At 43.0% G+C, this 13020-nt stretch carries 19 protein-coding genes and 1 other RNA gene; 13 read left to right on the plus strand and 7 right to left on the minus strand.

Annotation, left to right across the window (positions count from 1 at the left end; translation table 11 throughout):
- Positions 1–69: 69 nt before the first annotated feature.
- Positions 70–351, minus strand: a complete 282-nt coding sequence (locus tag ACJMKR_RS02455; protein WP_423063625.1) for a hypothetical protein — start codon at positions 349–351, stop codon at positions 70–72.
- A 15-nt stretch (positions 352–366) separates the two neighbouring features.
- Between ACJMKR_RS02455 and ACJMKR_RS02460 the strand changes: the two genes are divergently transcribed.
- Positions 367–720: an outer membrane protein assembly factor BamE gene (locus ACJMKR_RS02460; protein WP_423063626.1), complete on the plus strand. Its 354-nt coding sequence runs from the start codon at positions 367–369 to the stop codon at positions 718–720.
- Here the strand turns inward: ACJMKR_RS02460 and ACJMKR_RS02465 are convergent.
- Together ACJMKR_RS02465 and ACJMKR_RS02470 are read right to left on the minus strand one after the other, a co-directional pair.
- On the minus strand, positions 717–998 hold the full coding sequence (locus ACJMKR_RS02465; RefSeq protein ID WP_423063627.1) for an RnfH family protein: 282 nt from the start codon (positions 996–998) through the stop codon (positions 717–719). The two genes, ACJMKR_RS02460 and ACJMKR_RS02465, sit on opposite strands and share 4 nt — an antisense overlap.
- 2 nt (positions 999–1000) lie before the next feature.
- Entirely contained in the window at positions 1001–1435 is a 435-nt protein-coding gene (locus tag ACJMKR_RS02470) for a type II toxin-antitoxin system RatA family toxin (RefSeq protein WP_423063628.1), read from the minus strand.
- A 27-nt stretch (positions 1436–1462) separates the two neighbouring features.
- Here ACJMKR_RS02470 and smpB point away from each other — a divergent pair, with 27 nt between their 5' ends.
- The 4 genes from smpB (at position 1463) to ACJMKR_RS02490 (ending at position 3899) form a co-directional block, all read left to right on the plus strand.
- Positions 1463–1939 (plus strand): SsrA-binding protein SmpB, encoded by a 477-nt coding sequence (smpB, locus tag ACJMKR_RS02475; RefSeq protein ID WP_423063629.1) that lies wholly within the window; start codon positions 1463–1465, stop codon positions 1937–1939.
- Between the two features lie 233 nt (positions 1940–2172).
- Positions 2173–2580: a transfer-messenger RNA gene (gene ssrA / locus ACJMKR_RS02480) on the plus strand.
- Positions 2581–2754: 174 nt separating this feature from the next.
- Positions 2755–3039 carry a transposase gene (locus ACJMKR_RS02485; protein WP_423063630.1) on the plus strand — a complete coding sequence of 95 codons (285 nt, stop codon included), beginning with the start codon at positions 2755–2757 and terminating at the stop codon, positions 3037–3039.
- Between the two features lie 11 nt (positions 3040–3050).
- Positions 3051–3899: an IS3 family transposase gene (locus ACJMKR_RS02490; protein ID WP_423063631.1), complete on the plus strand. Its 849-nt coding sequence runs from the start codon at positions 3051–3053 to the stop codon at positions 3897–3899.
- A 178-nt stretch (positions 3900–4077) separates the two neighbouring features.
- On the opposite strand, the gene ACJMKR_RS02495 is transcribed toward ACJMKR_RS02490, so the two are convergent.
- Positions 4078–4971: an Rpn family recombination-promoting nuclease/putative transposase gene (locus ACJMKR_RS02495; protein ID WP_423063632.1), complete on the minus strand. Its 894-nt coding sequence runs from the start codon at positions 4969–4971 to the stop codon at positions 4078–4080.
- Positions 4972–4974: 3 nt separating this feature from the next.
- Here ACJMKR_RS02495 and ACJMKR_RS02500 point away from each other — a divergent pair, with 3 nt between their 5' ends.
- The 3 genes from ACJMKR_RS02500 (at position 4975) to ACJMKR_RS02510 (ending at position 7762) form a co-directional block, all read left to right on the plus strand.
- Positions 4975–6513 (plus strand): transposase, encoded by a 1539-nt coding sequence (locus ACJMKR_RS02500; protein WP_423062300.1) that lies wholly within the window; start codon positions 4975–4977, stop codon positions 6511–6513.
- A gap of 93 nt (positions 6514–6606) precedes the next feature.
- On the plus strand, positions 6607–6816 hold the full coding sequence (locus ACJMKR_RS02505; protein WP_423062353.1) for a transposase: 210 nt from the start codon (positions 6607–6609) through the stop codon (positions 6814–6816).
- Between the two features lie 199 nt (positions 6817–7015).
- Positions 7016–7762, plus strand: coding sequence for an IS3 family transposase (locus tag ACJMKR_RS02510; RefSeq protein WP_423063633.1), 747 nt, complete (start codon positions 7016–7018; stop codon positions 7760–7762).
- A gap of 66 nt (positions 7763–7828) precedes the next feature.
- Here ACJMKR_RS02510 and ACJMKR_RS02515 read toward each other — a convergent pair whose 3' ends face one another.
- Positions 7829–8482 (minus strand): LexA family protein, encoded by a 654-nt coding sequence (locus tag ACJMKR_RS02515; protein ID WP_423063634.1) that lies wholly within the window; start codon positions 8480–8482, stop codon positions 7829–7831.
- Between the two features lie 246 nt (positions 8483–8728).
- Here ACJMKR_RS02515 and ACJMKR_RS02520 point away from each other — a divergent pair, with 246 nt between their 5' ends.
- Positions 8729–8902 carry a hypothetical protein gene (locus tag ACJMKR_RS02520; RefSeq protein ID WP_423063635.1) on the plus strand — a complete coding sequence of 58 codons (174 nt, stop codon included), beginning with the start codon at positions 8729–8731 and terminating at the stop codon, positions 8900–8902.
- A 58-nt stretch (positions 8903–8960) separates the two neighbouring features.
- Positions 8961–9242 carry a hypothetical protein gene (locus ACJMKR_RS02525; protein WP_423063636.1) on the plus strand — a complete coding sequence of 94 codons (282 nt, stop codon included), beginning with the start codon at positions 8961–8963 and terminating at the stop codon, positions 9240–9242.
- A 37-nt stretch (positions 9243–9279) separates the two neighbouring features.
- Here ACJMKR_RS02525 and ACJMKR_RS02530 read toward each other — a convergent pair.
- Positions 9280–10367 (minus strand): IS3 family transposase gene (locus tag ACJMKR_RS02530; RefSeq protein ID WP_423062609.1). Its coding sequence is split into 2 segments (ribosomal slippage): positions 9280–10115 and positions 10115–10367, totalling 1089 coding nucleotides; the frame shifts between segments, so codons are not numbered across the junction.
- Positions 10368–10480: 113 nt separating this feature from the next.
- Between ACJMKR_RS02530 and ACJMKR_RS02535 the strand changes: the two genes are divergently transcribed.
- The 3 genes from ACJMKR_RS02535 to ACJMKR_RS02545 all read left to right on the plus strand — a co-directional run bounded on the left by ACJMKR_RS02535 (position 10481) and on the right by ACJMKR_RS02545 (position 12262).
- A complete protein-coding gene (locus tag ACJMKR_RS02535; protein WP_423064168.1) occupies positions 10481–10936 on the plus strand; it encodes an iron-containing redox enzyme family protein in 456 nt (151 codons plus the stop codon).
- Between the two features lie 98 nt (positions 10937–11034).
- A complete protein-coding gene (locus ACJMKR_RS02540; protein WP_423063637.1) occupies positions 11035–11166 on the plus strand; it encodes a hypothetical protein in 132 nt (43 codons plus the stop codon).
- On the plus strand, positions 11138–12262 hold the full coding sequence (locus ACJMKR_RS02545; RefSeq protein ID WP_423063638.1) for an IS6 family transposase: 1125 nt from the start codon (positions 11138–11140) through the stop codon (positions 12260–12262). Before ACJMKR_RS02540 ends, ACJMKR_RS02545 begins: the two co-directional genes overlap by 29 nt.
- Positions 12263–12566: 304 nt before the next feature.
- On the opposite strand, the gene ACJMKR_RS02550 is transcribed toward ACJMKR_RS02545, so the two are convergent.
- Positions 12567–13010 carry a type IV pilin protein gene (locus ACJMKR_RS02550; protein ID WP_423063639.1) on the minus strand — a complete coding sequence of 148 codons (444 nt, stop codon included), beginning with the start codon at positions 13008–13010 and terminating at the stop codon, positions 12567–12569.
- Between the last annotated feature and the right edge of the window lie 10 nt (positions 13011–13020).

Genomic DNA, 13020 nt, shown 5'->3' on the forward strand with positions numbered 1-13020 from the left:
CCAAATTATTCAGCAAAAACTTCCACGCTATTTCATAATAAACGACGAGCGTTGCCACGCAGTAAAGCCTTACAACGGCACGCTTACGGCAGCTAAGGAGGAACACTCAGCGGGTGTAGTATTTATAAATAATGTCGAAGGACTTTTTGCAAAAATCAAATTAAGCGGCAATGCTAGACCTATTGCAGAAAAGGTAATTTCATCGACTGATGAAACCGCAAAGTTGTATGTATTTTCAAAAATTCTAAACCATCGAGATGTCGGCAAAAAAATGGTCCCTAAGCGCAAAATCAAACCTAGCACCTTAAGAGCAGTCTCGCTATAATCGGACTCTACAATTACAAGATCCATGGAGCTAACTACACAATGACTCGACGACGGATAATTTCTCTCATACTTTCAACCTGTTTTGTCACTTTTCTCATGGCCGGTTGTGTATATAAACCCGATGTGCAGCAAGGTAATGTGATCACCGACAAAGATGTCAGCGCAATCCACAAGGGGATGACGGCCAATCAAGTTCGCTTTAAGTTAGGCGACCCCATATTAACCAATATTTATGCGGATAATCGAGTCGTCTATGTGTATACCTTCCAGCATGGTCATCACAAGATGCAGTTGAAACGATTGATTATTTCGCTGAGAAACGATCACGTGACTGGATATTTGTATGACTCGCAACCGCCGAATGCGCCGGTTATTATTCCAACGCCAGGCTAACGATCTTTATTCCGCTTCGCGCGCAACAATCGCGCTTGTTTTGGATCTATTTTGAGCGAACGATAAATTTCGATACGATCACCGTCGCGCAAGCCATCATCGAGCGCGACTTTTTTGCTGTAGATGCCGACTCTTGCCTCGGCGAGTTTAATATCGGGAAATAATTGCAAAATACCAGAGCGCTGAATCGCAAGCGCAACGCTGCAATTTTCCTCAACATTTAACGGAATTTCGATTTGTTTTTTGGGCGTTGCATACGCAACAATCACATGAATCATAATTATCTACCGTAGACCACTTCTGCGCGATTACAAAATGAATCAACTAACGTATTTGCAATTTGATGGAAAATCGGGCCGAACATCATTCCGACCAAACGGGAATTAAATTCAAATTCCAAATCGAGTGACACACGACAGTGCCCGTTTTCCACCGCTTCAAATCGCCAAAAACCCTCCAAATGTCTAAAAGGACCATTTACTAAACGGATTTCAATCATTTTATGAGGTTGCAAGCGATTGAGCGTGGTAAACGCTTTATACAAACCACCACGGGAAAAAGCGAGCGTGGCACGAATTTCATCCGCCGTGCTGCTCTCAATATGACTCGACACACACCAGGGGATGAACTCGCAATACGACTCAACATCGTTGACCAAGTCATACATTTGTTCCTGTGTGTAGGCAACTATTTTTGATTTATTAATGTCTGGCATCGTAACTATGATACTATAGGCACCACCATGAACAAGCAAATTAAGTCAAAAACTGAGCGTATTATTGCGACCAACAAAAAAGCGCGTCACGATTATCACATCGAAGAGCACTTTGAAGCGGGCCTTGTGCTCGAAGGTTGGGAGGTTAAAAGTTTGCGTGCCGGCCGCGTGCAACTGCGCGACAGTTATGTTGTGCTCAAAAAAGGCGAAGCATGGTTAATCGGCGCCCACTTTTCACCATTACCAACGGCCTCGACACACATCACCCCAGACCCGCAGCGAACGCGCAAGTTGCTTCTTAACGAACGCGAGCTGAGCAAACTGGCCGCGGCTGTCGAGCGCGAAGGCTACACGGTTGTGTCTCTGGATTTGCATTGGCATCACAATCGCGCTAAAGCTGAGATTGCTTTGGCAAAAGGTAAAAAGACTCACGACAAACGCGAAACCATGAAGCGTCGCGAATGGGAACGTGAAAAACAGCGGGGCTTGAAGTCACAGCGGTAGGTTAAGAACCACCTATTTCTGTGCTTCCACCCAACCTATCCTACACGGTATAATGGGTTTACGGCTCCAAGCAAGGAGCTTATAATCACCAGTCTCAATAGGAAGAGAGCGAAAAAGCGAGCATTTTGCGCCAGTTCGCGGCGCAGGCTTTTCGAGGCGCGCAATGTATATAAAATACATGAGCACCCGCAGAAAAGTCTGCAACAAAGAAATGGCGGAAAAGGCGAAGCTTTGGGGGCGACTTGGATTCGACGTGGATTACAAACCTCAAAGTGCATGTCGAGCCGGCAACGTAGGCTCGTAAATCCATCAGTTGCAAACACTATAAATGGCACAAATCCATTTATTGCTGCCAACGACGCTTTAGTAGCAGTAGCTGCGTAATAAAGCGTTGTGTGTCGCTTAAAAACCGACAGCAGCCCATTGGCCACGCAAAGCTTGTGAGCTTGGATTTCAATGGTCATATCATCAAGCTCGCTAATCGGCATGGCTCATCACCGGTTAGTTAAACCAGTAGAGCTCGCTATCAGTTATACCCTGTGTGTCGGGTGACTGATAGTTAAAACGAATGACACAATAAACATGTAGAACTGCGAGCAGCGGATTTGCGGACGCGGGTTCAATTCCCGCCGCCTCCACCAATAAAAAAATGGCCCTAAAAGGGCTATTTTTTTATTCGGCGAAATAGCGGGAATTGAAGCCCAGCCAAGGAGCAACGCGAGCAAGCGCAGCGTTGCAAGGCTGGACTGGGATGATCTGCCCCTCCATTAATAGACACTAAATTTGATAAACTACGATTCAAATGATGTGTAGAAATGAGTCAATACGATAAGTCATTCAAAGAAGAAGCTATTCGCTTAGCATTAACATCAACCGAACCGTTGGCCAAGACAGCCCGAGACCTGGGGATAAAGGACGCGACCCTGTACTATTGGATCCGCCAAGCCAAAGACAAAGCCCCATCAGCGCCAGCTGGTCAAGGTCAGGAACCGAATCTGCTGGAAGAGTTAAATCGTCTACGTAAAGAGAATGTCTGCTTGAAGGAGGAGCGGGAGATTCTAAAAAAGGCCACAGAGTTCTTTTTCAAAGAAACGAAATAAAATTTCAGTTCGTGCAAGAACACCAGAACATTTTTCGCATTCGAACGATGTGCCAAGTGCTTTCCATTTCTCGTGCTGGATTTTACGCCTGGCGTAAACGTGCTGAGAGTCATCGGAAGCGCGAAGATAAACGGCTATTGGCGCTGATTTCGGCGAGCTTCATGAGAAGCCGACGCACCTATGGCTATCGTCGTGTCCATGCAGATTTGCGTGAACAGGGCGAAGGCTGTGGAAAGCACCGAGTTGCTCGACTGATGCGAAACCATGGCATTCATCCTAAAACACGGAGAAAATTTAAAGTGACGACACAGTCGAAACATAATAAACCGATCTACGAGAACCACTTGGGTCGAGAGTTTTGTGCAAAAACACCGAACGAACGGTGGGTTTCAGATATTACCTATATTCCAACAGTGGAAGGTTGGCTTTATTTATCAGTCATTATGGATTTATTTTCTCGGAAAATTGTTGGTTGGTCGATGTCTGATCGACTGAAAGAATCACTACTGATGGATTCATTACGAATGGCTTTATTCCAGCGCAAAACACATTCGGATTTACTGCTTCATTCAGATCGTGGCAGTCAATACGCATCGGATAAGTTTCAAAAAATGCTTAATGATTATAGTATTTTATGCAGCATGAGTCGAAAAGGAGACTGTTGGGATAACGCTGCCATGGAAAGCTTTTTCCATTCGTTGAAAACAGAATGTGCTTATCACGAACGCTATCAAACACGCGAGGAGGCAAAGAAATCTATTTTTGATTATATTGAAGTGTTTTATAATCGTCAGCGTAAGCATTCATATCTTGGGTATCAGTCACCTGAACAATATGAACAGCTTGCTTGTCGATCTTAAAAGGCGTGTCTACTAAAGACGGGGCAGATCACACTTGAAAGCACCTATACCGCACTACAAGAAGCCATGAATGCTTACTGGGATACACGGAACTCCGGTAAATTTTAATGAGCAAAATAAGAAAGATTTACAGATCACATGCTTTTCCTATCACGAGCATTTACACAGGGTTGGAATATTACTGATCAGTAGAATCGTCTTGGCTCAATGCCTGAATCTCTTCTAGGGATAAGCCCGTAACTTTAGAAACAAAAAGAGGGTCAGCTTGTTGAGCTAACATATTGCGTGCAATCTGATGCTGTGCGTGTATCTCGCCCTCAGAGCGACCTTCAGCTCGACCTTTTTGAAGGCCAATCGTCTCGCCTTCAACGATACCTTTTTGAAATCCGCGGTGTTCGAGTTTTTCAGCTAATGACATGAGTTCTTCTCCCAGGGACCTAGATACTTCATTACCTATTATTGTAGCGACTTCGGCTGGATTTTCAATATCGGCTTGGAAGAGATAGGTGAGTGTGCTGAGGAGATAGTCTTGCGCTCCCGCCTCATGCAAGCGCTTGAGCAGGGGGATTAGCTCCCTCAAAAAGGGCATAAAGTCCCGTGCAAAGATATGCTTTTGGGTGAATTCCATAATCCCGGCCCACTGGAGTTGCTTGAGTTTTTCATCTGGAATTTGGGTCACATCCACCAAGGTGAAAGGTTCAAGCAGCGTCTGTCGTGCAAGCTGAGCGTGATCACCAAATAAGTCAAAGAGGTCTGTGGAATAGGGATATAACTGTTCCCCGTTATAGAAGACTAAAGGCACAATCACCGGCAGTGTTTGCGTATGATGTTTTTTCAGGTGTTGGTCCATGATACGCAATTGATAGCGCAAAATCCGGTAAGGCATCAGAGGATCGGGCTTTCGTTGATGCTCTACCAGCGTGTACAAATAGCCAGGCTGTTCATTGAGCTCGACAGCATATTGGACTTTGGATAAATTTATAAAAATAATTAAAAATTGCTTGACATAGAAACCGAAAAAAAATTTTACGTTGTAAACAACGTTTGTTCGAAAAAATAAAATAAGGAACAAACGATGTTAGCGACAGAAAAACTAAAACAATTCCGTACATTCCTCTACAACATCTTCCCCGCGCGACGCGATGCCAATATGAATTTACTCGATGCCCTTTCAAGCCATGGCCATCGCTGCAAAACACCCATAGAATTATGTGAATCGCCATACTTTGAACGTGAATACAGTAGTATTACCGATGCGATTAGCGATGGTTTGTCGGTAGCAAATTGTTGGGATAGCATGATGAAAATACAATATGAACATGTGAGTCATAGCGATGACCGTGTGATCATTATTGCGGATACGACACCACAGTCGCGTCAAAGTGCACACTGTGTTGAAGATCGCCATGTGGTTTACAGCCCTAATCCAGCACCGGGTAACAAACCGATTACCATTGGACATGAATATTCAACGGTATCACTATTGCCCAATGATGGTGCAGCTCAAGAAAAGCATTGGTTAGTTCCACTGGATACGAGGCGCGTTAAAAGCGATGAAAAAGGCAATGTAGTTGGGATGCAGCAAATTAACCGTTGTATTGCAGACTTAGCGCTTACTCATAAATTGGTGGTTAGCGTGGCTGATTCAAAATATGGTACAGAAGCTTGCCGTAAACTGGTTAGCGAAAATCCCAATTGGGTACATCTTTTCCGTTTTAACAGTACCCGTAATGTTTTCGCGCCCGCATCAATAGAAGATAATACCTCAGGAAGTATAAAACGCTATGGTGATGCGATGAAACTAAACGACAGCACGACTCACCGTGAATCCGATGAGATTGTGCAGCAACCCATTACAACCCGCAGTGGCAAAACTTACCAATTGGAGATTAAAATATGGCGTGACCAATTACTGCGTGGTTCAAAGCAATTTAAAGGATATGAGCATCCTGTTACTGTTGTGCAATTGGTTGCGGTTGATGCTAACGGTAAATCTTTATATAAAAATCCACTCTGGTTAGGACTCGCTGGTGAACGACGTAATGAAATCACAGCATTAGAAGCGTATCACTATTACGATAGACGCTATGACATTGAACACTACTTTCGTTTTGGTAAAGACAAACTGTTATTTGACCGATACCAAACACCGGATGTTAAGCACGAAGAAGATTGGTGGCGGATGACAGCATTAGCGTATACGCAACTTTATCTAGCGAGGAATCTTGCCCCGATTTTACCGAAAAAATGGGAGCGGTATTTGCCGAGCTTCCAAGTGGATAACGAAAAACCATCAATAACTGCGACCCCTTCACAAACGCAACGGGGTTTTTCTACGGTGCTTGATACCGTTGGCACGCCTGCTAATCTCTGCAAACCACGCGGTAATCCGCAAGGCAGAACCAAAGGTGATACGCAGGGGAAACGCACGCGACATCCTGCTATTTTCAAAAATAGCAACTCAAAAATTAAAACGATTCAGAGGACTGAAGAAAAGACGCAAAACTCAGACCCTGAAAAAATAGAGGATTTGATTGGGATAGTAAAATCATGGTTGGATAAAATAAATTTTACACCTGAGAAATTCTACGAATTGCTGCAAAAAACAGCTTAAGATTTAGAAACTCACATTTTTTGATTATTGTCCTAACTGGCAAGGGATTTTATTTATCCAAAGTCCAATATGAAGTAACAAAGAGGTGATCTCATGACAAAGAAGACTCGAAAATACACACCGGAATTTAAACAAGAAGCAATCCATCTAGCACTCAGTTCTCCTTCCGTGTTAAGCGCTGCAAAAGACTTAGGCATGCCCGAAGCGACCCTCCACACCTGGGTGGATAAAGCCAGGAAGAGTGGTGAAGTGATTCATCCCAGCGCAAAGCAACCGGTCAACATAGGGGAACTCATTGAATAAAATCAACAGCTTAAGAAGCGACTGGCACGACTGGAACAGGAGAAAGCCATTCTAAAAAAGGCGGCCACGTACTTCGCGAAAGAACTCGAGTGAAGTACAGCTTTATTCAAAAGCACGCCCAACTATTTGGAATTAACTTGCTATGTGATATGTACTGGGTGTCAGTCGTAGTGGTTATTATGACTGGCTATCGCGACCTATGAGCCCACGTGAGCAAGCAAACCAACAATTAGATGAAAAAATTAAGGTAATTTATATGAGAAACAAACAACGTTACGGTTCACCACGTATAACTCGTGCATTGCAAGCGGAATCGATTTCCTGCAGTCACACGCGTATTGAGCGGCGTATGCGCTCCATGGGCTTAAAAGCACTTGCCAAGCGTAGATTTAAAATAACCACAGACTCGGGTCACAACAAGCCTATTTTTGAGAATATTGTAAAGAGAGATTTCACGACAACGGCGATCAATCAAAAATGGGTGAGTGATCTGACGTACATTCCAACCCGTGAAGGTTGGTTGTATTTAGCGGTGGTTATCGATGTGCATTCACGTTCGGTTATTGGCTCGTCAATGAATAAAAGCATGAAACAAGATTTAGTGTGTGATGCGTTATTGATGGCGTTATTCAAACGAAAATATCCAAAGCAAGTGATTATACACTCTGATCGGGGCAGTCAATATTGTTCGAAAAAATATAGGGAAATCATCAAGCAAAACAAGCTGATTGGTTCAATGAGCAGAAAGGCTAATTGTTGGGATAATGCCATTGCAGAAAGTTTTTTCCATACCCTAAAAACGGAACTTGTGCATGTGAATGATTACACAACACGCGCTGAAGCAAGGCAAAGTCTTTTTCAGTATATTGAAGGCTATTACAATCACAGAAGAATGCATTCAGCTATTGACTACAAGACCCCTGTTGCGCTTGAATGTGCTGCGTAAAATCGAAAAAAAATGTGTCCGGTAAAGTGAGGGAAGATCACTGAAGCTGTGTAGCCAAGCATGTAGCTACTTTCCATATGAAAATCGAGACTGCACAACAACGCCAAGTATTTTGAAGTCATCCGTCAATTTATCCGTCGGTAAATTAGGTTTTATTGGCAAAAGCATCTGATTGGGCCCATCAATAGAGAGTTCCCTTAGAGTGGCCTCTTCGGTATTTGGGTAATGCACTATAACCAAATCACCATCTTTAGAACAGGTACTTGGATCGATGATTAGTATAGTTTTTTTGGGAAAACGTGGTTCCATAGAGGGCTTGCTTTCGAGTCCAAAGGCATTTTTTGCTATAGATTCCGTGACTATCCATTCATCCCAGTTACTAGGTGATAGTTTGTTCAAGAGGCTCAAGCCTTGAATGGAGTCGCTCCATGATATGATTGGTATCGATTGTGTATTGGTCTGTGTTCGTTTTGCTATCTCTAACCCGGTGAAGAGTTCATCAACAGTTAGGCCAAAGTAATTTGCTAGAGATTGTAGCGTTGAAACTCTTGGGTCTGCAGTTTTTCCAGTTAGTATTTTATGTAGCGTGGGTTGTGGAATTTTGGTGCGTCTTGCTAATTCAGCCTCTGTAATACTGTTCTCAAGCATAAGGTGATGCAAGTTATTGATAAATACTTCACCGGATTTCTGTTTTAGATAAAGTGTATTGATGGTTGCCATTTCTTGTCTTCAGCTTCAATTACCATAGTAATTATGTGTTAAAAGGAAAATTTAAGCAAGCTCCCATAACTAGCGCATTTGAAACGTGAGGATGTCTATTTTTTGCCAGATGATGAAATAAAATTAAACAAATTTAATTCATTTGGTAAAGTATATTACTTTTGTAGTTGACAGGCCGGTTTTTTGGAACTAGCATGTCAGCATAAAAATTCTAAAACGAATCAGAACTTGGAAGGTGTAGGGACGATGAAAAAGCTATTCATTAATTTTGGTGAAGGAGTACGAGTTTTTCACCAGGGACATGAAATACTAAAATTAATTTTTGGTGTTGATGAGGTGTTTCAGAAAATTGAAATTATCAATATTTCTGTAGCGAAGGAAGTCGAGGTGAAAAAAGGTGTTGTTGAATCACGTAGATAATACTGAAATATCAGAAATATACATTTTCTTTGAGTGACAGTTAAAGGATCTTATTATCATGCAACAAGAGGCTAATATGTTGGCGTTAAATTCAGTTTTACAACCTAATGATGTCTACCTCGATGTTCTCAATCAAGACAAAAATAGGCATAAGATTTGGCATAATCCCTTATTAATAGCTTGTGAAAATGCTGAGCTAAGCTTTCAAGATTGTCAGTTCTTGTTTTCTCAGTACTACTATTTTTCCAGAAATTTCACACGATTGCTTGGGGCTGCGCTGATGAATAATGATCAAGACAAGCATCGTGCAATGTTGGTTGAAAATTTATGGGAAGGGTAATCCCCCCATTTTTAGGGGTGTAAAATAGTAGAATTTGTTATGCTGCTTGAAGCAGCTTTTGCCTTGGCGTTATTCCACCAAGCGCCCGATTAGGTCTTTCGTTATTATAATGCCAGAGCCAACGGGTGGCTTTTTGTTGAACCTCCTCTATCGTTGTAAAAATATCTTGGTTAAGCCAGTCATATCGCACTGTTCTATTAAAACGTTCAATGTACGCATTTTGTTGGGGTTTTCCAGGCTGAATATAAAAAAGCTCAATACCTTTCTTTTCTGCCCATTCCATTAGCTTACCGCTAATGTATTCAGGTCCATTATCGCAGCGCAGCGCAATCGGTTTGCCTCGCCACTCAATGATTTGATTAAGGGCTCGTATCACGCGATCAGCTGGAAGCGATAAGTCAACATCAATCCCAAGCCCTTCTCGATTGTAGTCATCAATAACATTAAACAAGCGGTAGGATCTTTGGTCGCCCAGTTGATCATGCATAAAGTCCATAGACCATACTTGGTTTACTGAGTCTGGAGTGCATAGCGCTTCTGGTTTACGTCGCATGAAGCGTTTTTTAGACTTTATTCTTAGATTTAACGCTAGTTCTCGATAAATGCGGTAAACACGTTTGTGGTTCCAGGCAAAGCCTTTGACGTTACGTAAGTATAAAAAGCAAAGTCCAAAACCCCAGTTAAGCCATGTGCTCGTTAGCCGAATAAGCCAGTCTGCAATCACTGTATTTTCATCCGATACTAGCGGCTCATAACGATAGCATGTTTCACTAATAGCAAATGCCTTGCAAGCAACTCGGATGCTTACTTTCTTATTCTTAACGCAATTCCTTGCCATCTCTCTGCGCTGAGATGGCTTTACCACTTTTTTTGCATAGCCTCCTGAATGATCTCGGCTTTTAAGCGTTCTTCAGCATACATTTTTTTCAGGCGACGATTTTCCTCTTCAAGCTCCTTTAAGCGCGTCATCATGGATGCATCCATCCCACCATACTTGGCTCGCCACTTATAGAACGTGGCATTGCTTATACCATGCTCTCGGCACAGATCGGGAACGGGTGTTCCACCTTCAGCTTGCTTCAGTATCGAAATGATTTGGCTGTCTGGGTACTTCGATTTTTTCATCTTGAATCTCCTCTGTTTAGTTTACGAGAAAATTCTACTTTTAAGTACCTCTAATTTGTGGGGGGATTACCGAAGAATCAGGTGAGAAAGACTCAAAAAATAGACATTCTGAAATCTATAAACGTTTTCTGCATGACAATTTATTGATTGAGCATATGGAGCAAATTGAATTTGAGCCATTCACGAAGTTATTTACTCACGAGTACATTGCCCTTTGTCAAAAGGGCGAGGCGGACAGTTGTGCCGCAATTCTTGCCTTTGCAACTGAGGCTATTGTTCCGAGATTGTATCAAATATTTAAAAAAGCCTTATTAGGCGTTGGATTGACCGAAAAAGATTTGCTCTTTTTTAATATTCATATTGAATGTGATGACGCACATGCAGCTACATTGGAAGCAATGACTGTGTCATACCTGAGTCAACCGTTTAGTTTAGAGCGTTGTCAGTATGCCATCAGGCGAGCACTTGATCTCCGTGATCAATTTTTTAGCCGGCTTCGCCAAGCTATGATTGATCGTCACAAGCGTGTCGCGATGCTCGTGATAGATTATTGCCATCCCTGTCAATAATCGACTCGCAATACGCGACAACTTAAATAGCCGCGGACGTCCTCGTCGCCCGCGCTCCGCGACCTCACGGCTCGACTACGCACGGGCTCTCAAATGACTTGACGGCTCGTAAAGATTTTTTGCAGTCGCTTACGCTCGGCAAAAAATCCGAGCCTACCGCGGAATACGCGCCTTCGCTTCGCTCTCCATGGCGCGCATCGTTTGTTGGGGCTATTACAACCGCTTGTTAATCAATCAGAGTTGGCGGATGCTCAAGTTATTTATCAAAAAGGCAATAACAAATTAACGCCGCTTTACAGCAATAAAAACACATCATCTAAACTGTTATTTTCAGTTGGGCGTTATGATTGCCCCAGTCGAGTACTAGATCCACGCTTGCTTAAGATTCCTGTGGGTTGTCACAACGAACGGCATGCTCATGCACACGAATCGGTGTTTTATATCATTCAAGGGCGAGCGGAAGTACATATTGATGGCTGCGTATTATCTGCCTCTAGTGGTGAAGTTATCGGTTTTGTAAAATCTCAGTCTATGCTGTATTTTGTTCGTCCATTTAATGAACGATTGAGTGAGACTACCGGTATGAATTGTCCGCATTGTGATTCAAGTGTTACAAAGGGTTTAAAAAAGCTGACGTCTTTAGGGTATAAACAGTTTGTTTGCAGTGATTGTGGTAAGCAATTTAATCAACGCAGTGGCACAGCGTTGAACTTTATCATGTATCCAACGGATGTGGTTAGGACGGTAGTTCAGTATTATTATCAGTTTAAAGTCAGTCTCCACGATGTAGTTGCGTTAATGGTGATGCGGGGTTTTCATGTAACGCATCAAACGGTTCATAATTGGGTGCATCGTTTTGGTCCGGCGCTTGGGATGAGATTACGGGCACGCCGGTATCAAAAATCCAATGACCGTTGGCACGTCGATTGTACTTATTTACGTATTGAAGGCCGTTGGTGTTATTTTTACAGGGCGATTGATGAAAAGGGCGATTTGATCGATGTCTATTTAAGTGATGTACGAGATCAGCAGGCCGCAGAAAACTTCTTCAAGCAGGCGGCTAAAACGAGTGGCATTTATCCTGAGCAAATCACGACTGATAAAGAGCCCGCCCTTTATCCTGCGATCCAAGCTGTCTTTGGTGAGTATACCGACCATCGGGATAATAACTATTTGAATAATCGTATTGAGCAATCCCATCGAGGCATCAAATCACATATGCGTGTGATGAAGGGATTCAAGAATATATTTGAAGTGTGTCGCGATGCTCGTGATAGATTATTGGCATCCCTGTCAATAATCGACTCGCAATACGCGACAACCTAAATAGCCGCGGACGTCCCCGTCGACAGCGCTCCGCGACCTCGCGGCCGACTGCGCACTGTCTCCAGATGACTCGACGCCGCCTACAGATTTTTGCCACTCGCTACGCTGCCTACGGAACTCCGTTCCTTCGGCACTCCGCTCTGTCAAAAATCGGCGGCTGCCGCGGAATACTCGCCATCGGCTTCGCCTCTCCATGGCTCGCATCGGTGCGCATTACGGTTTTGTACAGTCTTTGAAGAAATACAGCAGTTTTTTAGAGAAAAAAATAAAAATCTCAGGACAATTCTATCTAAATTTCAAACCTTCAATCAATTATTCCAACAAGCTTTCTGAATAACTCTATTATAGAAGCATATGAGTCAATAGTTGACTGAGTTTTTAAAGAACCGTCCTGTGTATTTATTTTTAATGCGGCTAGTGTGGCATGCTGATAATCGCCATGAACGCTGTGATAATTCTCCATCCGTTCGGCCAAGGATAGCAGCATCACTTCGGCGTGTTTGCGGCGTGCGCTCATGATATGGTGCGTGTAAATGGGGTAGGCTACGCTCGCCAAAATCACAATGATGGCTAGTGTTACCAATAACTCAATCAAGCTGTATCCGTCATTATATCGCATGGTTAAGGGCTTCCTCTTGAAATTCTTTTTTAAACCATAACACATTGTATTGATTTCAATTGCTTGCTTATCGTGATTGGGGTTACTGTTTTTCGGGAATCGCCCTCCTTGGCTGTTAAGTACATCCATGGTACTTACG

The sequence above is a fragment of the Candidiatus Paracoxiella cheracis genome, assembly GCF_049348705.1.
GTDB lineage: Bacteria > Pseudomonadota > Gammaproteobacteria > Coxiellales > Coxiellaceae > Paracoxiella > Paracoxiella cheracis.